At 65.5% G+C, this 22086-nt stretch carries 21 protein-coding genes; 12 read left to right on the forward strand and 9 right to left on the reverse strand.

What is annotated here, in order from left to right; genetic code table 11:
- The first annotated feature begins 83 nt into the window (after positions 1-83).
- Entirely contained in the window at positions 84-1088 is a 1005-nt protein-coding gene (locus GFS60_RS24690; protein WP_159925360.1) for an NAD-dependent epimerase/dehydratase family protein, read from the forward strand.
- A 36-nt stretch (positions 1089-1124) separates the two neighbouring features.
- On the opposite strand, the gene GFS60_RS24695 is transcribed toward GFS60_RS24690, so the two are convergent.
- Positions 1125-2822 (reverse strand): fumarate hydratase, encoded by a 1698-nt coding sequence (locus tag GFS60_RS24695; RefSeq protein ID WP_109331958.1) that lies wholly within the window; start codon positions 2820-2822, stop codon positions 1125-1127.
- Between the two features lie 189 nt (positions 2823-3011).
- Here GFS60_RS24695 and GFS60_RS24700 point away from each other — a divergent pair, with 189 nt between their 5' ends.
- Complete coding sequence (locus GFS60_RS24700) at positions 3012-3782, forward strand: CPBP family intramembrane glutamic endopeptidase (protein ID WP_159925362.1); 771 nt, start codon at positions 3012-3014, stop codon at positions 3780-3782.
- 99 nt (positions 3783-3881) lie between these two features.
- Here the strand turns inward: GFS60_RS24700 and GFS60_RS24705 are convergent, their stop codons facing one another.
- On the reverse strand, positions 3882-5183 hold the full coding sequence (locus GFS60_RS24705; protein WP_159925364.1) for a lipase family alpha/beta hydrolase: 1302 nt from the start codon (positions 5181-5183) through the stop codon (positions 3882-3884).
- A 720-nt stretch (positions 5184-5903) separates the two neighbouring features.
- On the opposite strand from GFS60_RS24705, the gene GFS60_RS24710 reads away from it, so the two are divergent.
- The 5 genes from GFS60_RS24710 to GFS60_RS24730 all read left to right on the forward strand — a co-directional run bounded on the left by GFS60_RS24710 (position 5904) and on the right by GFS60_RS24730 (position 12064).
- Positions 5904-6431: an OmpA family protein gene (locus GFS60_RS24710; RefSeq protein ID WP_236603282.1), complete on the forward strand. Its 528-nt coding sequence runs from the start codon at positions 5904-5906 to the stop codon at positions 6429-6431.
- A gap of 280 nt (positions 6432-6711) precedes the next feature.
- Positions 6712-8343 (forward strand): amidohydrolase, encoded by a 1632-nt coding sequence (locus GFS60_RS24715; RefSeq protein ID WP_159925368.1) that lies wholly within the window; start codon positions 6712-6714, stop codon positions 8341-8343.
- Positions 8340-9752: a chloride channel protein gene (locus GFS60_RS24720; protein ID WP_159925370.1), complete on the forward strand. Its 1413-nt coding sequence runs from the start codon at positions 8340-8342 to the stop codon at positions 9750-9752. The genes GFS60_RS24715 and GFS60_RS24720 overlap by 4 nt, the downstream gene beginning before the upstream one ends.
- Positions 9753-9795: 43 nt before the next feature.
- On the forward strand, positions 9796-10695 hold the full coding sequence (locus GFS60_RS24725) for a restriction endonuclease (RefSeq protein WP_109331952.1): 900 nt from the start codon (positions 9796-9798) through the stop codon (positions 10693-10695).
- 160 nt (positions 10696-10855) lie between these two features.
- The gene (locus tag GFS60_RS24730) at positions 10856-12064 is read left to right on the forward strand and encodes a serine hydrolase domain-containing protein (protein ID WP_159925372.1); all 1209 of its coding nucleotides are present in this window, start codon (positions 10856-10858) and stop codon (positions 12062-12064) included.
- A gap of 9 nt (positions 12065-12073) precedes the next feature.
- Here the strand turns inward: GFS60_RS24730 and GFS60_RS39955 are convergent, their stop codons facing one another.
- Complete coding sequence (locus tag GFS60_RS39955; RefSeq protein WP_268962523.1) at positions 12074-12196, reverse strand: hypothetical protein; 123 nt, start codon at positions 12194-12196, stop codon at positions 12074-12076.
- 314 nt (positions 12197-12510) lie between these two features.
- On the opposite strand from GFS60_RS39955, the gene GFS60_RS24735 reads away from it, so the two are divergent.
- Positions 12511-13245 (forward strand): DUF1906 domain-containing protein, encoded by a 735-nt coding sequence (locus tag GFS60_RS24735; RefSeq protein ID WP_109331950.1) that lies wholly within the window; start codon positions 12511-12513, stop codon positions 13243-13245.
- Between the two features lie 40 nt (positions 13246-13285).
- Here GFS60_RS24735 and GFS60_RS24740 read toward each other — a convergent pair whose 3' ends face one another.
- A complete protein-coding gene (locus GFS60_RS24740) occupies positions 13286-13789 on the reverse strand; it encodes a nuclear transport factor 2 family protein (RefSeq protein WP_159925374.1) in 504 nt (167 codons plus the stop codon).
- 59 nt (positions 13790-13848) lie between these two features.
- Entirely contained in the window at positions 13849-15450 is a 1602-nt protein-coding gene (locus GFS60_RS24745) for an MFS transporter (protein ID WP_159925376.1), read from the reverse strand.
- 124 nt (positions 15451-15574) lie between these two features.
- Here GFS60_RS24745 and GFS60_RS24750 point away from each other — a divergent pair, with 124 nt between their 5' ends.
- Complete coding sequence (locus tag GFS60_RS24750) at positions 15575-16057, forward strand: MarR family winged helix-turn-helix transcriptional regulator (RefSeq protein ID WP_159925378.1); 483 nt, start codon at positions 15575-15577, stop codon at positions 16055-16057.
- Positions 16058-16060: 3 nt separating this feature from the next.
- Here GFS60_RS24750 and GFS60_RS24755 read toward each other — a convergent pair whose 3' ends face one another.
- Entirely contained in the window at positions 16061-16399 is a 339-nt protein-coding gene (locus GFS60_RS24755; RefSeq protein ID WP_159925380.1) for a hypothetical protein, read from the reverse strand.
- A 100-nt stretch (positions 16400-16499) separates the two neighbouring features.
- Entirely contained in the window at positions 16500-17261 is a 762-nt protein-coding gene (locus GFS60_RS24760) for an Rv1157c family protein (protein ID WP_442972171.1), read from the reverse strand.
- Positions 17262-17599: 338 nt separating this feature from the next.
- On the opposite strand from GFS60_RS24760, the gene GFS60_RS24765 reads away from it, so the two are divergent.
- Positions 17600-18919: a mannosyltransferase gene (locus tag GFS60_RS24765; RefSeq protein ID WP_159925382.1), complete on the forward strand. Its 1320-nt coding sequence runs from the start codon at positions 17600-17602 to the stop codon at positions 18917-18919.
- On the opposite strand, the gene GFS60_RS24770 is transcribed toward GFS60_RS24765, so the two are convergent.
- Positions 18867-19151 (reverse strand): 4a-hydroxytetrahydrobiopterin dehydratase, encoded by a 285-nt coding sequence (locus tag GFS60_RS24770; protein ID WP_109335254.1) that lies wholly within the window; start codon positions 19149-19151, stop codon positions 18867-18869. The genes GFS60_RS24765 and GFS60_RS24770 overlap by 53 nt on opposite strands.
- Before the next feature lie 58 nt (positions 19152-19209).
- Between GFS60_RS24770 and GFS60_RS24775 the strand changes: the two genes are divergently transcribed.
- Complete coding sequence (locus tag GFS60_RS24775) at positions 19210-19590, forward strand: (deoxy)nucleoside triphosphate pyrophosphohydrolase (RefSeq protein WP_159927515.1); 381 nt, start codon at positions 19210-19212, stop codon at positions 19588-19590.
- Between the two features lie 30 nt (positions 19591-19620).
- On the opposite strand, the gene GFS60_RS38700 is transcribed toward GFS60_RS24775, so the two are convergent.
- Positions 19621-19797, reverse strand: a complete 177-nt coding sequence (locus GFS60_RS38700; RefSeq protein ID WP_201453443.1) for a hypothetical protein — start codon at positions 19795-19797, stop codon at positions 19621-19623.
- 334 nt (positions 19798-20131) lie between these two features.
- Here GFS60_RS38700 and typA point away from each other — a divergent pair, with 334 nt between their 5' ends.
- Positions 20132-22039 (forward strand): translational GTPase TypA, encoded by a 1908-nt coding sequence (gene typA / locus GFS60_RS24780; protein WP_109331922.1) that lies wholly within the window; start codon positions 20132-20134, stop codon positions 22037-22039.
- Positions 22040-22086: the final 47 nt, after the last annotated feature.

The following is a 22086-nucleotide window of genomic DNA, read 5'->3' on the forward strand; positions in this document are numbered from 1 at the left end:
AGTCTGCCGACCACGCTAACAGCGTGCTCGGCCGCACCGAGGCGGAAGTTTCGATACGGCCTCCGCGGGGAAATGTGGAACCCATGGGCATCACCGTTGCTGTCACCGGCCCCACCGGCGAGATCGGCCTCGCCGCGGTTGCCGCGCTCGAGAACGACCCCACCGTCGACCGGATCCTCGGCATGGCGCGACGGCCGTTCGACCCAGGCGAGCGCGGATGGACCAAGACGGAATATCGGCAAGGTGACATCCTCGACCGCGCTGCGGTCGAGCGATTCGTCGGTGAAGCCGATGTGGTTGTTCACCTCGCGTTCCTCATCATGGGATCGCGAGCCGACAGCAATCGGATCAACCTCACCGGAACGCGAAACGTCTTCGAAGCCACTGTCGCGGCCGCCCGCCCCACCCGGTTGGTGTACACCTCCTCGGTGGCGGCCTACGGGTATCACTCCGACAATCCGACCCCGCTCACCGAGGACGTGCCCACCCGAGGATCCCGGCAGCACTACTACTCGGGACAGAAGGCCGAACTCGAGACGGTGCTGGCAGAAATCACCGACGGCAACGGGCTCGAGGTGTTCGTGCTCCGACCGTGCATCGTCGCCGGACCGAACGCCACCGCGCTGGCCGACGCCATGCCGTGGCGTCAGGTCGCCGATCGCCTCCCCGGAGTCCTGACGAAGGTCGTCGGTGCGCTGCCCCTTCCGCGCCCGCTCTTTCCCGACCCCGGCATCCCGCTGCAACTGGTCCACCACGACGACGTGGCCGCGGCGATCGACGCGGCGGTCACGACGGACGCACTGCCCGGCGCGTACAACCTCGCCGGGGACGGAACCGTGTCGCTGTCCGCGGTGGCGACAGCGTTGGGTGCGAGGCCTGTTCGAATCCCCTTGGCCGTCGCGCAGGCCACCTCGGCAGCCCTCGAATGGCTCCCGGCGGTGCCGGCCATGCTGGAATGGCTGCACACCGGGCGCACGTCCGTGGTGATGGAGACCTCGAAGGCGAAGAAGAACCTCGGCTGGCAGCCCCGCTACAGCAGCGCCGAAACGCTGACTGCCCTGGCTTCCGCCCGTGCGCCTTTTCGGTAGTCCCAGCTACCAGAAAGGCGCACGAGCGCGGAGCGCCTAGAGCCCCGGGCGCTTGCCGATGGTGAGGGTGGGAGTCGAGACACCGGCGAAGAAATCCTCGCCCTTGTCGTCGACGACGATGAACGCGGGGAAGTCCTCGACCTCGATCTTCCACACCGCTTCCATGCCGAGCTCTTCGTACTCGACTATCTCGACCTTCTTGATGCAGTCGAGGGCCAGACGCGCCGCGGGACCGCCGATCGACCCGAGGTAGAAGCCGCCGTAGCTCTTGCACGCATCGGTGACCTGCTTGGAGCGGTTGCCCTTCGCGAGCATGACCATCGAGCCGCCCGCCGCCTGGAACTGCTCGACGTAGGAGTCCATGCGACCGGCGGTGGTGGGTCCGAAGGAACCGGACGCCATGCCGTCGGGGGTCTTGGCAGGGCCGGCGTAGTACACCGGGTGGTCCTTGAGGTACTGCGGCATGTCCTCGCCGGCGTCGAGTCGCTCCTTGATCTTGGCGTGCGCGATGTCGCGGGCGACAACGAGCGGGCCGGTGAGCGACAAGCGAGTCTTCACCGGGTGCTTCGACAGCTCGGCAAGGATCTCCGGCATCGGCCTGGTGAGGTCGATCTTCACTGCGGCACCCTTGCCGGTACCGGACACACCGTCGGTCTCGGCGTCGAGCTGGGCGTCGGTGACCTCGGGGAGGAACCGGCCGGGATTGAACTCGAGCTGCTCGAGGAAGACGCCCTCAGGAGTGATCTTCGCCTTGGCCTGGCGGTCCGCGGAGCAGGACACGGCGAGTGCGACAGGCAGCGACGCACCGTGCCGCGGAAGGCGGATGACGCGGACGTCGTGGCAGAAGTACTTCCCGCCGAACTGCGCACCGATTCCGATCTGGCGGGTCAGCTCGAGCACCTTCTCCTCGAGGTCGAGATCCCGGAAGCCGCGACCGGTGATCGCACCCTCGTTCGGAAGCTCGTCGAGGTAGTGCGCGGACGCGTACTTCGCGGTCTTCAGCGCGAACTCGGCCGAGGTACCGCCGACGACGATCGCGAGGTGATACGGCGGGCAGGCGGCGGTGCCGAGCGCTCGGATCTTCTCCTCGAGGAACCGCATCATGCCGTCCGGGTTCAGGATGGCCTTGGTCTCCTGGAACAGATACGACTTGTTGGCGCTGCCGCCGCCCTTGGCCATGTACAGGAACTTGTAGGAGTTCTCGTGACCTGCCGCGGTGTCGGCGTACAGCTCGATCTGCGCGGGAAGGTTGCTTCCCGTGTTCTTCTCCTCCCACATGGTGATCGGAGCGTTCTGGGAGTAGCGCAGATTCAACCGGGTGTACGCGTCGTACACACCCCGCGCGATGGCCTTCTCGTCGTCACCCGGGGTGAGGACGTGCTGACCGCGCTTGCCCATGACGATCGCCGTGCCGGTGTCCTGGCACATCGGGAGGACGCCCGCCGCGGAGATGTTCGCGTTCTTGAGCAGGTCCAGGGCGACGAACTTGTCGTTGCCGGAGGCTTCCGGGTCGTCCAGGATGCTCGCCAGCTGCGTCAGGTGGTCGCTGCGCAGGTAATGCGAGATGTCGTGGAGAGCGGTCTCGGTCAGGAGGCGAAGGGCCTCGGGCTCGACGGACAGGAAGGTGCGGCCGTCCGGTCCTTCGACGGTCGACACCCCCTCGGTGGTCAGCAACCGATATTCGGTGGGGTCGTCACCGATCGGCAGCAAGTCCTCGTAGAGGAAGTCGGCCATTCTATCTCCTGGACAGCGAGGGGTGTGAAGTTCGTACTCAGGCTAGACGCGGCTACGTGAGGCGGCAGAGGCCGGGGGCGACGTTGTGGCCCCTGTCACAGGGTTTCTCAAATAGCTGTCACAGGGTTCTCACAGACAAATCCGTACACTTGAATTGATGCGACGACACGAACGACTGCGGCTGACCTCATGACCTCACCAGCTGGCTGTGTGACTGCCGTCGAACCCGGATCCGGCGACGAGCGCGCGGGCAAACCCGTGCTGCACGCCTACCTCGACATCGCGATCGTGGTGATCGTCCTCGCGGCCACCAACCTGATCGCGCACTTCACCACCGTGTGGGCGAGTATCGCGACCGTCCCCATCTCCGCCGTTGTCCTCCTCGTTCTCACGCGTCGCCGAGGGCTCGGCTGGGCCGAACTCGGACTCTCACCCCGCCACTTGCGGCGTGGGTCGGTGTACGCCCTGGCCGCGATGGCCATCGTCATCGGTGTCGTGGCGATCGGCGCAGCGCTACCCATCACTCGCCCGTTCTTCATGGCCGACCGGTATGCCACCCTCTCCGGGGCGCTCATCGCCTCGATGATCGTGATCCCGTTGCAGACCGTCATCCCGGAAGAACTCGCGTTCCGCGGTGTCCTCCACGGAACGTTGGAGCGCGTCTACGGTGCGCGCGGAGTCTTCGCGGCAGGGTCGCTTCTGTTCGGCCTCTGGCACATCGCGTCTTCGCTCGGGTTGACCTCGGGGAACAAGGGACTGTCAGGGTTCCTCGGCGGTGGGCTGCTCGGTCAGATACTCGGCGTTCTCGCCGCGGTCGTAGCCACCGCCGCGGCGGGCGTCGTCTTCACGTGGTTGCGCCGCCGAAGCGGTAGCCTCATCGCGCCGATTGCGCTGCACTGGTCGTTGAACGGTGCAGGCGCGCTTGCGGCCGCCATCGTGTGGCAGACGACGATGGCCTGATCGGCTTTCGAAGCCTGTGAGGCAACATAACCGGTGCTCCGCGGAGTCTGGGAAAACAGACAGCCGACGGCCGGCCCGAGTCGCGTTAACCTGATGCGATCACGACTCCAGTTCGTGACGACCAGAGTCGGCCGGGGGGTTCGGGGGCTTTCCGGCCGACTCCGGTGTCGCGGACGTCAGCCAGCCGAGAAGTTTCTCGTACACCGAGTCGTGGTTGAGCATCGTGAAATGGTTCGCGGGGGCCAGGTGCATCCCGTCCTCCTCGCGGAACCCGATCATCCGAGTTCTATTGCGGCCCGATGCGCTCGGCACGAGAACCATGCCGTCACCGAGCAGACGTCCCAGGGGATGCCTGGGACTTCGCGTGATGGTGGCGGAGACGAAGAAGTACATCACGCCCTCGAGCAGGGGCACCTCGTTGCAGGCAGCCGCACGTAGCGCGTCCGGGTCGCGGTCGCGCCAGTCCTCGTCGACCAGCGACCCCTGATTGAGGTCGCGGATACCCGCGCTCCGCCGACGGAGCAATCCGGAGACCGCACGCGTCTCGGGCAGTGCCGCCAACGCTGCGCTCACGTAGTGCACCGCCTGCTCGAGCGGCGCCCCGAGGTGTGGGGATCCGAGGCTCACGACCTGCCGTACCTGCTGTACCCATGGTCGATCGTCCTTGGCGGCGGCGTAGCAGGCGCTACGGGCGATCAGTCCGCCCATCGAATGCCCGACCAGGGCAATCGACTCGATCTCGACCGGCCACCGCGCGGTCAGCGTGTCGAGAAGTTCGGACAAGGACTTCCCGTTGTCGGAGATGTGGCGTCCTGAGTTGTACCGGATCTGCAGCGCTGTGAACCCTGCATCGGTTTCGAGGCGTTCGCCGTAGGTCGGCCTTCCGCCGAGCGTCCACGCACTCTCGGTTTCCACGAGGCCGTGGAGGAAGACGACGATACGTGGGCTCGCCTCGGGAAACGCTGCTGCGAGCGCGCCGCTGTCCACGGGGACAGCTGCCCCGTCGACACGCACCGCCATCGGTTCCGCGAGGGGGGAGCCCTCCGTTTCCAGCACGTCACCGATCAGGCCCGAGATGATGGCGATCACCTGAGCACCGGCTTTGGTCTGCGACGGCGGGACGTTGTCGGAAGTCGGCAGGTCGAGCAGATGTCCGGCCAGAGCGCCGCCGACGCGAGCGGTGCTCGCGACAGCGGTGTAGATCGTGTCGGAGAGAGCGTCGTGCAGCGACTGCACAGGTAGCACCGAAGGCCCGAGGCCTGCGCGGATGCCGGCGAAGATGCGGGTCGCGATGGCGCGGTGTATGGACCCGATGCCGTCTGCCGCACCCCCGATTTCGTCGAGGGCCAGCCGGGCGAGTGCCTGTATTTCGGATCGACGCCGCAGCTCGGATTGAGTCATGAGGTTTGAGTGTACAGATGTGCACTCAATCCGACGGGTGAACTGCCGGTTGGTATGCGCAATGCGTAAAGACAGGGCGTTGAGTAAGTTAATCCTCGGCGTATTGAAGTTGATCTTGGGAATTATGCAACTGGTCGTTCGACCAAAATAGCGGTTATGTCCGACGATCACGAGTGTTGATGCGCGTGTGCGGTTCCGTTACACGCTTGTGATTTGCGTCCAGTTGAACCAATAATTAACTGCGAAATGACAAAGCGACGGTGCTCGCCTAGGGAACGGGCGAGCACCGTCGCGTGCTGTCGAGCTAGCTACCAGCGCAAATGGCCAGCCTAGTGGAGCGGATGCCTATGCGGCTTCTTCCGTACCGCTCAGTGCCTCAGCGGAGCCCGAGAAGAAATCGAGGGCACCGACGAAGTCGGAGATCGCGGTAAAGAACTCGGAAAGGAAGGACAGATCCATGCTGATAACTCCTTGCTCGGTCGTGGGAATTTGTGGCGCTGAGCGGGCGCCGTTCACCTTCTTACCGTGATCGAATGGGGATCGCAATTCGAGAGATTGAATTGCGAGGAACGGAAAGTAAATAATCGGTGGCGGCGCCGATGGCAGCTCTACACGTATCCGGCGGATCTCCTCGGACTCGTGCGAATACCACCGTCGAGGGCTCGCACCGCGGCTATCCTCACGAGAAGGCTTCCGGCAATACACACGTATAGGGGATCCATGATGCGCAAGACCCTCGTCAGCGGCATTGCAGTGGCGGCCCTCGCCGTCGTAGGCGCTGCCGGCTGCACCGACGACAGCTCCGATCAGGCCCCGATAGCAACGACGACGACGTCGGCGTCGATGTCGGACCGTATGGAAGGGGCGATGAGCAGCGTGCAGGCCACCGCCTCCTCGGCGGTGAACACGGCCCGCGAGGCTACGCAGAACGCCATCAATTCGGCGATCTCGGCGGTCCCCATCGGGTTCGAGTCGGGGTCCGCCGAACTCAATGCCGTCTCCGGCGTGACCATCAACGCGGTGGCCGCCGCACTGAAAGCCAGCGACAACAAGGTCGAAATCACGGCGTACGCCGCCAACTCCGATGAGGCTGCGGCGGAGGCACTCGCCGAGCAACGCGCCAATGCGGTCGCCGACGCGCTCGTCGCGCAGGGTGTCGACAAAGGCCGGATTTCCGTGAACGGTACGGCGAACCCCGGTGAGGGAGTGAACGTCGACCAGGCCGACGTCACGGTCGAGGGTAATTGACCGGCGATACCGGAGCTCAGTGCATGACGGTGCGGCCGAGCCCCACTCCGACGGTGGCCCGACTCCGGTAGTGCCCCGCTGCGCCGTCTAGTACCCCGCTGCGCCGTCGCCGCGAACCCCATCGGTCAGTGCTCGGGTCATCGCTGTCCGAGACAGGAACTTCTTGCTGTCTATTTCTCCCTATGGCCTGCATTCCGGGTTGTAATCTGAAGTTCCAGTCGACGCTCGCTGCCGGCGTGCGGGCACTCGCCCGCGCCCGGTCTGACGGGAGGGTGCACTGATGGGCACGAACGACGAGAAGGCAGCGGATCTGGTGCTGTTCGGTGACGTGGTCACCATGGACGACACGCGGCCGCGAGCGCAGGCCGTTGCTGTGCGCGACGGGCGGATAGCCGCTGTCGGAAATGACGCCGCGGTGTTCCCGTTGATCGGACCCACCACCGCAACGGTGGACGTGCACCGCGCGTGCATCATGCCGGGGTTCGTCGAGGCCCACGGGCATCCGCTGAACTCGGCCGTCCTGCTCGGCGAGCCCGTGGTGGACATCCGCCCCGTCACCATCGCCGATGCCGACACGGTGGTCGACACCGTCCGCCGGGCCGTCGGCGAGCACCAGGAGGGTGTCGTCTTCAACGGATGGGATCCGCTGCTGCAGAAGGGGTTGCCCGCTCCGACGCGGGAATGGCTCAATTCGGTTGCGCCCGAGACGTCGATGGTGATCCTGCACAACACCGGGCACGTCGCCTACTTCAACGATGTCGCAGCGCGCGACGCCGGGCTCACCCGCGAGACGCCCGACCCCGAAGGGGGAAGTTACGGCAGGGGCCCGTCGGGCGAACTCGACGGTTCGGCGTTCGAAGCGCCCGCCGTCATGGCGGTGGCCGCCAATGTGCTTGCCGGCGCTACCGCCCGGCTGCCAGAGCTTCTCGCGGCTGAATGCGCACGAATGAACGCTGTGGGCATCACCACCGTGAGTGAGATGGCGTTCGACCCTCGATTCAGTGCGACGTTGACGGCGATCGCACGGTCCGGTGCGCTCACCACTCGACTGCGTCTCTACGAGATGTCGAATCCTCAACGGGCCACTGCGGTGTCGCCGGGTGTCGGGAACGACCTTCTGCGGCAGGTGGGTATCAAGATCTGGTCGGACGGGTCTCCGTGGGTCGGCAACGCCGCCACCAGTTTTCCGTACATCGACTCGGAGGTCACCCGGGCGCTGGGGCTCGCCGGAACACGCGGCAAGGCGAACTACACGGCCGAGGAGGTCCACGACATCAGCCGGCCCTATTTCGAGAAGGGCTGGCAGATTTCGTGTCACGCCAACGGCGACGACGCGGTCAGCTTGGTCCTCGACGCGTGGGAGAGAATGCTCACTGAAGTACCGCGCGAAGACCACCGTCTGCGCCTCGAGCACGTAGGCGCGATGCGACCGGAGCAGTTCCGCAGAGCGACGGAACTGGGCGTCACCTGCAGTATGTTCGTCGACCATCTCTACTACTGGGGTGACGTCCTCGTCGACGACCTGTTCGGAGCCGAGCGCGGGTCTCGTTGGGCGGCAGCCGCTTCGGCCATCGCGGCCGGTCAGCGTATTTCGTTCCACAACGATGGTCCGGTCACTCCCACGAACCCGTTACGCAATATCACCGATGCGGTCACACGCCGGACGCGGTCGGGCCGCGTCCTCGCACCCGAGGAACGAATTCCCGTCCTCGAGGCGCTGCGAGCGGAGACGATCAACTCGGCATGGCACCTGCGAAGTGAGGATGCCATCGGATCGATCACACCCGGCAAGCACGCCGACCTCGTGGTGCTGTCGGCCAATCCGTTGCGCGTGGACCCGGACGACATCGCGGATCTCGAGGTGCTCGCCACGATTCTGGAGGGCCGGACGGTCTTCGGAAAGCTGGAGTGACCCGCGTGGCGCACCTGGCGAAGGCCGTGCGATCGATCCCGACGTCGGTGGCAAGGTGGGTCCGGAATGCGAGCTACCTACCGAAGTGGCTCGTGCTGGGAATTGTCATCGGCGCAATCGCAGGGCTGGGGGCGGTGGTGTTCTCCGTCGCCCTCGCAGGGGCTACGCATCTGCTCCTCGGTGAACTCGCCGGGTATCAGCCCCCGACTGCGGCGGGAGACGGCGGTGCAGCCGGGAGCGGAGAATTCACCCGCCCCTGGGCCGTCCCACTCGTGGTGGCACTGGGCGGGCTTGTCTCCGGAGTGATCGTGTTCACCCTGGCGCCGGAGGCTGAAGGGCACGGAACCGATGCGGCGATCGAGGCGTTTCACCGCAATCCGCGGATGATCCGGATCCGCGTCGTCCTGGTCAAGCTGGTCGCCTCCGCGATCACCATCGGGTCGGGCGGGTCGGGCGGCCGTGAGGGGCCGACGGCGCAAATCTCGGCAGGTTTCGGCTCGCTACTCGCCCGCAAGCTCGACCTGTCCGACCGCGACGGCAGAATCGCTGTCGCGGTGGGCATCGGGTCCGGCATCGGCGCGATCTTCGGTGCACCTCTGGGAGGGGCGGTGCTGTGTTGCGCGATTCCCTACAAGGACGACTTCGAATACGACGTACTCGTGCCGGGCATGGTCGCCTCGATCGTCAGCTACTCGGTGTTCGGCAGCATCCTCGGTTTCGGGCCGTTGTTCGGTGCGGCCGCGGCGGAGTACACGTTCGAATCCCCCATACAGTTGGTGTGGTTCGCGATCATCGGAATTCTGGCAGGACTGATCGGATTGCTGTACAGCGGGACGTTCTATGCGTTCGTCGACCTGAGCCACCGGCTGCCGGGCAGTCGCATCGTCAAACCGGCGGTCGGGGGGCTACTCGTCGGGCTGATGGCGCTGGCACTACCCGAGGTGCTCGGCAGCGGATACGGCTGGATCCAGCAATCGATGGCCCGCGTCGACCTCGCGGCCATTCCTCTGTGGGTGGTGCTGTTGCTGCCGTTCGCGAAGATTCTCGCCACCTCGTTGTCCATCGGGTCCGGTGGTTCCGGCGGTATCTTCGGCCCCGGCATGGTGATCGGGGCATTCACCGGTGCCGCGGTGTGGCGCCTGCTCGAACCGATCGCTCCCGGCGTCTCCGACAGTCCGGCACCGTTCGTCATCGTCGGCATGATGGCCTGCTTCGGCAGCATCGCCCGGGCGCCGCTCGCGGTGATGTTGATGGTGGCCGAGATGACAGGCAGCATCGGTGTGCTGGCCCCGGGAATGGTTGCCGTCGCCCTCGCATATCTCATCGTGCGGCGATCCGGAAAGACGATCTACCGGGCACAGCTCGAGAACCGCGAGGAGGCTCGGCAGTTGCAGAATTCGCCCGGGTGAACGGATCGGGGTCCGGTGTGTGGGGGGCCCGGTCGATTCCGGCATGCTTGTCGCCATGACTGTTCAGGTTCCTCGGTACGTCGACCTCCTGTGGCCAGCACTTCAGGCCGTGATTGCGCTCGGTGGTTCGGCGTCCAACGAAGAACTCGACAACGCGGTCATCGAGCGTGAAGGACTGTCGTCCGACGTTCAGGGTGTGCTGCACGGAGACGGGCCGAGCACCGAGATCGAATACCGGCTGGCGTGGGCCCGCACCCACCTCAAGGGGATGGGTCTGCTCACGAACAGCCGCCGCGGGGTGTGGAGTGTCACGGAGAAGGGCCGCGAGGTCACCGAAAGTCAGATCCGGCCTCTGCATGCCGAGTCCTCGGCGGAGAACCGCAAAAGGAACGCTGCCCGAAAATCGGCCAAGGCCGCGTCTCGCAGGACCGACGAACCGGAAACGAACATCACCGAAGTCGACACCGATGCCGGCTGGAAAGACGTGCTCCTCGAGACCGTTCTGAAGATGTCGCCCGCCGCGTTCGAACGCCTTACGCAGCGATTGCTGCGCGAAGCGGGGTTCTCGAGCGCATCCGTCACGTGGCGCGGGGGAGAGGGCGACATCGAGGGTCTCGGCGTCTACCAGTTGTCGCTGCTCAGCTTTCCGGTCTTCTTCCAGTGCAAGCGTCACAACGGCAGTGTCGGCGCCGGCGCCGTGCGCGACTTCCGTGGCGCAATGGCTGGTCGCGGCGAGAAGGGGCTACTCATCACCACCGGCACCTTCACTGGTGACGCCCGCACCGAGTCGAAGCGTGACGGAGCACCGCCTATCGATCTCATCGACGGGGACCGGCTGTGTGACCTGCTCAAGGAGCACGCGCTGGGAGTGCAGACCACCACCCGTCTCGTCGAGGACGTAGAGGTCCGCTCGGACTACTTCCGCTCACTCGAACCGAAATAGCAAAAGCGGTGCTCGTGCGCTGTTCAGGCGCATTTTCCGTTGCGGTATGGCCACGAACCGGTCACGTAGGCCGCCAACCGCCACCCGCAGCCTCCGTGGTGTGTACAGAGGAAGTAGGTGTGCACAGTGCTCACGGGAAAAGACTGTTAGGACAACAGGCATGACGACCACAACGCCGTGGCCGTTGATCGGCCGAACGGCGCGGCCGCCGGCAGGGATGCTGGTGGACCGGCGCTTCGGAAGGCTCGTGGACCAGTTCTTTCAGCTGTTCCGCGACACGAGGCAGGGCGGCGGCGCCCTGTCGGTCTATCTGCACGGCGAGCCCGTCGTCGACGTCTGGGCGGGCTGGGCCAGCCGGAAGACGCAGTGGAACGGCGACACTGTCACGCTGACCTTCTCCACCGGTAAGGGTGTCGCATCCACGGTGCTACACCGACTGGCGGGGCGCGGCCTCATCGATTACGACGTCCCTATCGCGCAGTACTGGCCCGAGTTCGCAGCGGCGGGTAAGGAGGCGATCACGGTACGCGAGCTGCTGTCGCACCGTGCCGGACTCCATCGGGTTCGCGGCCTGGTGCCCGAACCGCTGAGCCTGATGGACCACTCCCTCGTCAGCGCCGCGCTGGCTGCCGCGACCCCCGATCGCCGCCGACTGCGCGCTCCCGGGTATCACGCGGTCACGTTCGGTTCGTTGATCGCCGAAGTGACGTCGCGGGCGTCGGGACAGCCCTTCACCGAGCTGGTGAAAACCGAGATCGCCGAACCGCTCGGGGTGAAAGACTTCTGGTACGCGGTTCCGCTCGACGAACGCGGCCGGATCGCCCGGACCTTTCCGCACATCAACCCGTTCGGTGTCCCCTGGGCCGCGACGTCCTTTGCGATGTCTCGACTTCCGGGACTGCGCAACGTCGCTGATGCCGGAATGCCGGCAGGTTTCGATCTACTCGTCCGCAACCCGGCTGTTCACGACAGCGTTATGCCCGGGTGGAATGGAGTGTTCAGCGCCCGCGCGCTCGGAAAGATGTACGGGGCGTTGGCAAACGGCGGATCGGTGGGCGGCGTCGAGTTCCTCGCACCCGATGTCGTGACGCAACTCGGTGAGGTGCAGACCACGGGTCGCGACTACGTGCTGGGTCTGCCCATGAATTGGCGTCTCGGCTACCACGCCGGCATGGTGGCGAGACGCACCCAGCCGTCAAAGACGTTCGGGCACTACGGCTTGGGCGGGTCGGGTGCGTTCGCGGACGCGGAGACGGGCCTGTCGATTGCCTTCGTCACGAATCGGCTGGGCAACATGCTCACGCCTATTGCCGACCTTCGTCTGCCTAAACTGGGATCGACCGCACTCGCCCTCGCGGCGAAGGCGTAACTCTCTGCCTCAGTGGCGGGCCCGCATCCGGTATTCGAGTTGGCGGGCCCGGAAGTCGAGCCCTGCGCCGCCGCTCACGAAGAGTGGAGCGAGCCCGATGGCGATCAGAATCGAGACAACCGCAATGCTCATGACGCACCGCCCTTTCGCGATGGAACGAACTGTCGTGCGAGGCGTCTATGCCCCACAGCCCCAAGGTAAGTGTTATCTGAAGTAACGTGCAACGTGGGGTCTCTCACGGCGCCCCGGCAGGCGGCTGCGCGCCACAACGACGCAGCGCAGTGATGAGGGCGATGTCGCGTCCCGGCCGTGGGAGTGTCCAGTGTGACTGATGTCGTCCAAGTGGCTGGCGGGACACCAGTGAGTGTGGTGGAATGCAAACCGAACAACATAGCGACTGAGCAGAAACACTTGTCGACGACACGCCGGGGCGCGACCGATTGGATATGAGGGGCACAGTGCATATTTCTCGACGGGACTTGTTCCGGTATGCGGCCGCGGGGTCGGCCGTGGCCGGAGTGGCCGCGCTCACTTCCACCCTGGTGTCGGGCGCGGTGGCGCACGCCGACAGCCTCGGCACACTCATCGACTACTCGGGTGGCGTTCCGTCCGCCGAGGCGATCAGCGCAGCCGGATACGCCGGGGCCATCCGCTACGTGTCGGACCGGCGACCGGGAGCCGAGTGGATGGTGGGCAAGCCGCTCCGCGCCGACGAGGCGAGCGCTCTGCAAGAGGCGGGGCTGTCCGTCGTGTCGTGCTACCAGTTCGGCAAGGGGTCGACGGCGGATTGGCGCGGCGGATTCGAAGCCGGAAAGCGTCACGCGGAGCGTGGACTCGAACTCCACCTTGCCGCCGGAGGTCCCGAGAATCGGCCGATCTATGCATCGATCGACGACAATCCGACGCCCGCAGACTTCCTCACGATGATCGCGCCGTATCTCGCGGGGTGGGAATCGGTGGTAGGCAAGGCGAATACGGGTATCTACGCAAACTCGCCGACGTTGGATCTGGCTATTCTCGCCGGACTCGGGTCGTGGTACTGGCAGCACGACTGGGGCACTCCGGAGGGGTACGTCCACCCGAAAGCTCATCTGCACCAGTACGAAATCGATGCCAGAACTGTCGACGGAGTCGGCATCGACCTCAATGACATTCTCGCGCCCGATTACGGCCAGTGGTGAGCGTTCGGGCTCGCTCCGCCGCTAACCTGTGCCGAGGCGGCTAGCCAGAGATTTTCTCGCCCATCCGAACGAGCCACTCGCGAGCGTCGTCGGGAAGTTTTCCCGCGGTTTCCGCTGCGCGGCACCAGTTCTTGGCCGTGGCGAGAAAATTCAGCGGGTTGTACGCGTCTTCTTCCCGCGACCACAGGTTGTGGCCCGCGTAGTGGAGAATCGTGATATTGGCGGCCGCGTGCACTGAACCGTCTCCGGGATCTTCCATAGGATTGTCGATCTCACAGATCACCCACCCGCGTTCTTCGTCGAGCACGTGCCAGTTCGCGGGAAACTGTGTCATCCGGCTGCCGGGAAACGTCGACATGGTCCGCGTGACCCATACCCGGATGGCCTCGCGGCCCTCGAAATTCCCGAACGCGTGTTCCTCATAGGTGGCGTCCTCTGTGAACAGATCGGCGAAGCCGTTCCAATTCCCGAGTTCGACGCACCGGCTGACCGTTCGCTGGTAGTGCGCAAACGCGTCGTTCAGTTCGGCCCGACTCCACGACATCCCCGTGTCCTTCCCTCGTGGCGCCCGTAGGGGTGCGCCTACGGAAATGAGAACACGTTTCAGTCGGTTCGTGGGGAAGTTTCCGCTGGGCGAGATGCGAGGTGAAACGCTCGGCGAGCCGACGCCGATGCATCAGGTGTCACTTCATTCACTTCGACACCGGGAGTTCCACCATGGATCTGCTCATCGATTTCGGCTACACGATCGCCTCCGTCCTCTACACCGCGTTCTTCGTCAACGGGTCGTAGGTCCTTCCTCGGCGACGGGATCAGCCAGGCGAAAACCAGGGTGACCATCGAGGCGATGATCGAGGCGATGAACCCGGCGCGGAAAGCATCGAGCGACGGGATGACGGCCGTGCCGACGGTGACCGTCATTCCCGCGAGGATCACGCTGACGACGGCTGCCGACGTGGATGTGCCGATCGACCGCATCAGTGAATTCAATCCGTTGGCCGCCGCCGATTCCGTGATGGGAACCGCACTCATGATCAGGGCGGGCATGGCGGAGTACGACAGGCCGATGCCCGCGCCGATCACCATTCCGGCGAGCAGGACCTGCCAGACCGCGGACACCGCCACGTACGCGACCGCGTAACCGAGGCCGATCACCACGGCGCCGGTCATCAGGGTCACCCTCGGTCCCCGCCAGGCGGACAGGCGCGCCGATACCGGGGACAGCGCCATCATGACCAGGCCGCCGGGAGCGAGAACCAGGCCCGCGGTGATCATCGACAGGCCGAACCCGTAACCGGTCGACTCCGGAGCCATCAGCAACTGGGGGAACGAGAGGGAGGTGCCGTACATCGCGAAGCCGACGGCAACCGAGGCAAGGTTGGTGAACAGGACCGGAGGTCGTGCGCTCACGCGGAGATCGATCAGGGGTGCGGCGGTCCGTAGCTCGAGGAACCCCCACAGGAGCAGGCTCGCGAACGACGTCGCGAACAGTCCTAGCGTCTGCCCGCTCGCCCATCCCCAGTCGTCGCCCTTCGTGATGGGCAGCAGGAACGTGACGAGAACGACGCTCAGGCCGACAGCTCCGAGGAAGTCGAAGCGGCCGGGCCGCCGCACGGGCGATTCGGGAATGACGAGCAAGGTCAGGGCGATACAGGCGCAGCCGAGTACGGCGGACACGACGAACAACATGTGCCAATCGGTGTAGTGCGCGATGGTGGCGGCGATGGGCAATCCCACGGCGCCCCCGACTCCCAGGGTCGCGCTCATCACCGCCATCGCGCCGCCGACCCTTTTCGGCGGGAGCACGTCGCGAAGGATGGCGATTCCGAGTGGGATCGCGCCGATGGCCGCACCCTGGAGGGCACGACCCGTCACCATCGGAATCAATGAGGAGGCCATCGCGCACACCGCCGATCCGAGCACCAGCAGTGTGAGGCTCCCGATCAGGGCGCGGCGTTTGCCGAACATGTCACCCAGTCGACCGCTGATCGGCGTGACGACGGCGGCGACGAGCAGAGTCGCCGTGACCGCCCAGGACGTATTCGCCGCACTCGCCCCCAGGAGGTGGGGCAACTCGGGAATGATCGGTATGACGAGCGTCTGCATGAGCGCCACCACGATCCCGCACGAGCCGAGGACGGCGAGGATGAGGGACGGTGCGTGCCGCCGGCTTCGGATACCGGCGTTCGGCGGTGGAACGGACATCGACACCTCCCGGGGTGTACAGGTTCGGCGCGACGCGTTCACGACACCAGAGATGTGTACCCTACACATCATGTGTATGGTGCACAACGCTGCCGATCGGGCAGGATGAAGAAAACTTCTGGAGGTGACGGTGTCCGATCGCGAGGCGGTGACGGCCGACATCGAGAACGAGCTGACCTTGTTGTCGAGGCACTACGTGCATTCCCAACGGGCGGGATTGCAGATCGATCGCTCGGCCTATCTGTTGCTCAGCCGCCTCGAACTGGAGCATCCGGTCACTCTGAAAGAACTATCGGAGGCGTTCCGCCTGGACATCTCGACGATCAACAGGCAGATCGGGGCACTGCTGCGACGAGGACTGGTCGAGCGCGTCCCCGACCCCGACGGGGGACTGGCGCGGAAGGTGCAGGCCACCGATCTCGGGCTCGAGCACCTGCGCAGTGATCGACAGCTGAGTCGTAGCGGCGTGGAACGGGTGATCGGCGGATGGAGCGACGGCGACCGTGAAGAGTTGCGTCGACTGCTGTCGAAGTTCAACGCGGAGGTAGAGAACTTGGAAGGCCGGAGCTGGCCCCGCCGATCGAAGGAAGGTCGGCCGGGGTCGTAGCGCTCAGGACTGCACGTGCGCGGTCGCGTCCCGGGCAAGGTCCGGTTCTTCGGCGATGACCGTGAGTTGGGGATGCTCCTGAGGTGACTCGTGCCATCCCCGCCAGGACATCAGAGACCAGCCCGAGAGTCCGGACAGGGCAGAGCCCAGGCTGGCGAACGAGCCCGTGCTCAACACCGACCCGATCGAGCCCGCCGACCCTATCGACAGGACGGAGCCGACGCTGCCGATCGACAGAACCGAGTAGGCCGACCCGATCGAGAGGATGGACCCTTCCGAGCGAATCGACAGTATCGATCGGTGGGCGTGCCGAGAACGGCGGAACGAGTGCGTGGAGGGCATTCCTCGGTCTACCACGCTGGTGTCGTCGGCACACGGTGATCGGGCTGGACCGACGAAAAGGCCCCCGGAAGTCCGGGGGCCCTTTCGTGAAGTCGAACTGCTATGCGACGCGGAACATACCCACGGTCGGGAGGAAGCTGCACGTGATGGGTGCCGCCCCTTCCTTCTGAGTGGTGAGTCCGCCGGAGATGACGGCGATGACGCGACCGGGGCCGGTGTCGGCGATCGCGGACAGAGTGGCAGGGCCGTCAGGGTTGATGCGTGCCTCGTTGGTGAGGTTCTGCGTCTCGCGGCGCTGGTTGTCCAGGTTGATCCACGTGACGGTCAGCGGATTGGGCTGCTCTGCAGCGACCGCACTGGTTCCGAGCGCGGTGAACACGAAGCCGGCTTGTCCGGCCGCAGGTCCGGGCGGCGGGAGCTGCGCGGGTCCGGGCACGGCGAGTGCGGTGCCGACGGAATCGGCGCCCTCTCCGATGCAGCCCTTACCGAGCGTCGGGTACAGGAACTGGGCGATGACGGGTGCGTTGTCCTGCGGGATTTCGGGTCCGCCGCCACCGCTGCCGTCGAGGAACGTGATGACGCGCTCGAGGGTGGACTTGATCTCGGGAGGAATGCCGGGAGACTCGAGAAGGTTGCGTGCCTGCGCGAGAAGTTCGGCCTGCGGGCCTGCAGCGATGTCTTCGGTACCAGCGGCTGCGCCGATGATCGCGGGAGCGAACGATGCGAGCATCTCCACAGGCATGCCCTCGGGCACGGGCGGCGGCGTCGGCTGCGCGGATACCTGTACCGGCACTGCCATCGCTGCTGCTGCGGCAATTGCGAAAGCAGTAAATGCCCTGCGCATACCTCGGGTTCGAAGCACAGTCTCCCCATCCTTGTCATAACAGCGTGAACGACAATCCAATCCACGTCTTACGGCTCGGGGGGCCACTCTATGTACAGCGCCCCCGGGTTGTACAGCTGACGAGTGCATCCCGTGGTAGCTGCGGCGCCCCGGTGGGAGTGTATGGCATGGTGACCCCGGCGGTGATCCTTCCCGGAACCATAGCCTGTGGCTGGTGTGATCAGTGTTGATGGTGATGCAACTGTTACGCGCTGCTACGGACAGAGCGGAGCGTGTGTGGCCGGGCGTCTACGCTGTGCGGGACCGTTTCGGGATCGGCTGAGACGTCTACACACCTCACGGGAGAGCGCCACACTGTGTCCGACCAAGCAGCGTCCCACCAAGGAGCGTCCGACGGCGGATCGGACTCCGAGGACCCGTCTTCTCCCTCGTCACAACGTGTTTCCGGCAGCCGGGCGCTGTTGCGCTGGGCGCCTGTGCTTCTCGCGTTGTCGGTGCTCGGACGGATGGCGTGGACACTGCTGAGCCCCAACGGGATGAACCTCGTCGACTTGCACGTCTACGTCGACGGTTCGGAGGCTCTCGGCGGTGGCAACCTGTACGACTTCACCTATTCGGAAGTGACACCGGACTTTCCACTGCCGTTCACATACCCACCCTTCGCGGCGCTCGTCTTCTTTCCCCTGCACTTCCTGCCGTTCACCCTGGTCGGCGTCTGTTGGCAGTTGCTCACCATCCTCGCGCTGTATGCGTTGGCCCGCATGAGTTTGAGTCTCGTGCTCGGCGCGGCGGCCCGTCGACCCCACTGGCGGACGGTGGCACTTCTGTGGACGACGGTGGGCGTCTGGCTGGAGCCGGTGCGCACCACGCTCGACTACGGGCAGATCAATGTCTTCCTCGCCTTGCTCGTGATGACTGCGGTACGTAGTTCACGGTGGTGGCTGTCGGGTGCGCTCGTCGGCTTCGCGGCGGGCATCAAACTGACCCCGGCCATCACGGGGCTGTATTTTCTGCTCCAGCGCAGGTGGAAAGCGGCGGTCTTCTCGGGCGTCGCGTTCGCGGCGACCGTCGGCCTCAGTTATCTCTTGGTCGGTTCCGAGGCACGCGAGTATTTCACCCACCTCCTCGGGGACGCAGATCGCATCGGTCCGGTCGGTTCGGTATGGAACCAATCTCTGCGCGGGGCGTTGTCGAGGCTGCTCGGATACGACGTCGGAACGGGTGCGGTTTGGGTGGTGGGAGTCGCGCTCACCGTGGTCCTCGCGGTGCTCGCCTGGCGCGCTCTCGCCCGCGACGACAGGTTGGGCACACTCGTCGTCGTGGAGCTGCTGGGACTGCTCGTGTCCCCGATCTCATGGTCACACCACTGGGTATGGGTGATCCCGATGCTGATCTGGCTTCTTCACGGTCCCTACGGATCGATGCTCGGTACCCGGGTCGTCGCGGGGTACTGGCTTGTCACGACGCTGATCGGGGTGCCGTGGGTTCTGAGCTTCTTCCAGGACTCGATCTGGCTCATCTCACGGCCTGCGGTGCTCGCGTGGCTCGGCACTGTCGACGTGGTGGGCGCATTCGCCGTGTATGCCTGGATTGCCTGGGCGGGCAGGCGGGCGAAGCTGACGCCTACCCTGCCAGCACGTCGATCTGTGCTGCGAGATCCAGATCGAGCTGTGTGATCCCCCCGGCCGAGTGGGTCGACAAGGTGTAGGTGACCTTGCGCCACCGGATGTCGATGTCGGGATGGTGGTTGGCGGCCTCGGCGGCCGCGGCAACCTTGCGGACCAGTTCGATCGCGTCGATGAAGCTCGGCGACTCGATGGTGCGGACCAGCGAGTCGCCGGTGCGCCGCCACTCGGGCAGTCCGGCGAGCCCGGCATCGATACTTCCGTCTGACAGCAACTCGGTCATACCCCATGATGGTGCGGTGTCGACGGAACCTGCAAGACCCGCCACGAACAACGGCGAAGTGGTGGCTGCGGCGATCATCGTCGACGGACGCCTCCTACTCGCCCAGCGGACGCGACCGCCCGAGCTGGCGGGCCTGTGGGAACTGCCGGGCGGCAAGGCCGAAGCAGGGGAAACGGCCGAGGACGCGCTCAGGCGGGAACTGCGAGAAGAACTCGGCGTCGAGGTGGCAGGGGGCACGAGGGTAGGGGACGACGTGCCCCTTCCCGACGGACGCGTGCTCCGCGCCTACCGGGTGGACCTGGTGTCGGGAACACCGTCCGCGCTCGACCATGCCGAGGTGCGGTGGGTGAACGGCCGAGAGCTCGGGGAGATCGACCTGGTCGGCAACGATCGGGGATGGGTGCCGGACCTGCGTCCGTACCTCGACGGTGGAATCTGAGGACTTCGGTCGATCGGGTCGGTCGCCGGCTCAGGTTTTACGGGCCTTCACGAGGCCCTTCTTCAGTTCCTTCTTGGAGGCGCCTTCGTTCTCGAGCTTCTTCATCCGCATGATGACCACCGGGCACTTGAGGCAACGCTTCTTGCTGCGGCAGCACTTCTTCTTCGGCTTGAGGCCCGAAACCTCGGTGGCCTTGATCTTGCCCATGCTCGGCTCGGCCTCCCTAGCTCTGACGGAACACCGGATGCGACGCTCGACCCAGGCTAGCGTGGCCGCGACTTCGTCCGCTGCCGACCTGGAACCGGCCCGCACATTGCGTGGCGCAGATCACTTTACGCTGGTGCCCGATGCCCCTCGACGTCCGCGATGCGCGGAACCGGGCCGCGGGCGGGTAGTATTTACGTGGCCGCGATGCCTGTATGAGCGATTTTGCCATCGCCTCGACGAGGGATTTCTGAATCAGGATGACAATGCGGCCGCCAGAAGGTCGTGCGAGTGAACTTTCGCGTGGCCGAATCAACTCAGCCAGGAGAGCCATCGCGTGACCATCACCAGCTTCCGTAACGTTGCCATCGTCGCACACGTCGACCACGGCAAGACCACTCTCGTCGACGCCATGCTGCGCCAATCGGGGGCTTTCGAGGAGCGCGCCGAGCTGGTCGATCGCGTCATGGACTCCGGCGACCTCGAGCGCGAGAAGGGCATCACCATCCTCGCGAAGAACACTGCCGTCCACAAGCACCATGCCGACGGCAGCGTCACCGTGATCAACGTGATCGACACCCCGGGCCACGCCGACTTCGGTGGTGAGGTCGAGCGCGGCCTGTCCATGGTCGACGGTGTCGTCCTGCTCGTCGACGCCTCCGAGGGCCCGCTGCCGCAGACTCGGTTCGTGCTCCGCAAGGCCCTCGCTGCCTCGCTGCCCGTGATCCTCGTGGTCAACAAGACCGACCGTCCCGATGCCCGCATCGAAGAGGTCGTCTCCGAGAGTCACGACCTGCTTCTCGACCTCGCCTCGGACCTCGACGACGAGGCCGCGGAAGCCGCCGAACTCGCTCTCGACCTCCCGGTCCTCTACGCCTCCGGCCGTGAGGGCAAGGCGTCCAAGAGTCAGCCCGAGAACGGTCACGCACCGGACGCCGAGAACCTCGACGCCCTGTTCGACGTGCTTCTGAACTACGTTCCTGCACCCAAGGGCAACGTCGACGCGCCGCTGCAGGCTCACGTCACCAACCTCGACGCCTCCGCATTCCTGGGCCGCCTCGCGCTGGTGCGCATCCACAACGGCGAGCTGACCAAGGGCCAGACCGTCTCCTGGTGCCGTGAGGTGGACGGCGAGCCCGTCGTCACCAAGGCCAAGATCACCGAATTGCTCGCGACCAAGGGTGTCGAGCGTCAGCCTGCCGAGAGGGCGGTTGCCGGCGATATCGTCGCCGTCGCCGGTTTCCCCGACATCATGATCGGTGACACGCTCGCCGATCTGGAGAACCCTGTCCCGCTGCCTCGGATCACCGTCGACCAGCCCGCCATCTCGGTCACCATCGGCACCAACACGTCGCCGCTCGTCGGCCGGGTCAGTGGGCACAAGCTCACCGCCCGCATGGTGAAGTCCCGCCTCGACCAGGAGCTCGTCGGCAACGTCTCGCTCAAGGTCCTCGACATCGGTCGCCCCGACGCCTGGGAGGTGCAGGGCCGTGGTGAACTCGCGCTCGCCATTCTCGTCGAGCAGATGCGCCGCGAAGGCTTCGAGCTGACCGTCGGCAAGCCGCAGGTGGTCACCCGGCAGGTCGACGGCAAGGTGCACGAGCCCTTCGAGGAGCTCACCATCGACAGCCCCGAGGAGTACCTCGGTGCCATCACCCAGCTGCTGGCCAACCGCAAGGGCAAGATGGTCCAGATGGCGAACCACGGCGCAGGCTGGGTTCGGATGGAGTTCATCGTCCCGTCGCGTGGCCTCATCGGTTTCCGTACCGACTTCCTCACCGAGACCCGCGGCACCGGCATCGCCAATGCGGTGTTCCACGGTTATGCACCGTGGGCCGGCGAGATCCGGGCACGCCACACCGGCTCGCTCGTCTCGGACCGCACCGGCACCGTCACCCCGTTCGCGATGATCCAGCTGGCCGATCGCGGCACCTTCTTCGTCGAGCCGGGTGCCGATACCTACGAGGGCATGGTCGTGGGCATCAACCCGCGCCAGGAGGACCTCGACATCAACGTCACCCGCGAGAAGAAGCTGACCAACATGCGTCAGTCCTCCGCCGACGTGATGGAGACCCTCGCCAAGCCCATCAAGCTCGAACTCGAGGGCGCGATGGAGTTCTGCGCCGGCGACGAGTGCGTCGAGGTCACCCCGGAGGTCGTGCGGGTGCGCAAGGTGCACCTGTCGGCCACCGACCGCGCCCGTGAGCGTTCGCGTTCCAAGGCCCGCGACAAGGCGGCCCTGTAGGTCCCGCGTCCGACCACGTAAGACACAACCGGGCGAATGTACCTTCG

The organism is Rhodococcus sp. WAY2 (genome assembly GCF_009859915.1).
In the GTDB taxonomy this organism is placed as follows: Bacteria; Actinomycetota; Actinomycetes; order Mycobacteriales; family Mycobacteriaceae; genus Rhodococcus_F; species Rhodococcus_F oxybenzonivorans.

Excerpts from the sequence above, each read along its gene's own strand:
- GFS60_RS24690 (WP_159925360.1), top strand. The coding sequence starts at position 84 with ATGGGCATCACCGTTGCTGTCACCGGCCCCACCGGCGAGATCGGCCTC.
- GFS60_RS24695 (WP_109331958.1), bottom strand. The coding sequence starts at position 2,822 with ATGGCCGACTTCCTCTACGAGGACTTGCTGCCGATCGGTGACGACCCC.
- GFS60_RS24700 (WP_159925362.1), top strand. The coding sequence starts at position 3,012 with ATGACCTCACCAGCTGGCTGTGTGACTGCCGTCGAACCCGGATCCGGC.
- GFS60_RS24705 (WP_159925364.1), bottom strand. The coding sequence starts at position 5,183 with ATGACTCAATCCGAGCTGCGGCGTCGATCCGAAATACAGGCACTCGCC.
- GFS60_RS24710 (WP_236603282.1), top strand. The coding sequence starts at position 5,904 with ATGATGCGCAAGACCCTCGTCAGCGGCATTGCAGTGGCGGCCCTCGCC.
- GFS60_RS24715 (WP_159925368.1), top strand. The coding sequence starts at position 6,712 with ATGGGCACGAACGACGAGAAGGCAGCGGATCTGGTGCTGTTCGGTGAC.
- GFS60_RS24725 (WP_109331952.1), top strand. The coding sequence starts at position 9,796 with ATGCTTGTCGCCATGACTGTTCAGGTTCCTCGGTACGTCGACCTCCTG.
- GFS60_RS24730 (WP_159925372.1), top strand. The coding sequence starts at position 10,856 with ATGACGACCACAACGCCGTGGCCGTTGATCGGCCGAACGGCGCGGCCG.
- GFS60_RS39955 (WP_268962523.1), bottom strand. The coding sequence starts at position 12,196 with ATGAGCATTGCGGTTGTCTCGATTCTGATCGCCATCGGGCTCGCTCCA.
- GFS60_RS24735 (WP_109331950.1), top strand. The coding sequence starts at position 12,511 with ATGAGGGGCACAGTGCATATTTCTCGACGGGACTTGTTCCGGTATGCG.
- GFS60_RS24740 (WP_159925374.1), bottom strand. The coding sequence starts at position 13,789 with ATGTCGTGGAGTCGGGCCGAACTGAACGACGCGTTTGCGCACTACCAG.
- GFS60_RS24745 (WP_159925376.1), bottom strand. The coding sequence starts at position 15,450 with ATGTCCGTTCCACCGCCGAACGCCGGTATCCGAAGCCGGCGGCACGCA.
- GFS60_RS24755 (WP_159925380.1), bottom strand. The coding sequence starts at position 16,399 with ATGCCCTCCACGCACTCGTTCCGCCGTTCTCGGCACGCCCACCGATCG.
- GFS60_RS24770 (WP_109335254.1), bottom strand. The coding sequence starts at position 19,151 with ATGACCGAGTTGCTGTCAGACGGAAGTATCGATGCCGGGCTCGCCGGA.
- GFS60_RS38700 (WP_201453443.1), bottom strand. The coding sequence starts at position 19,797 with ATGGGCAAGATCAAGGCCACCGAGGTTTCGGGCCTCAAGCCGAAGAAG.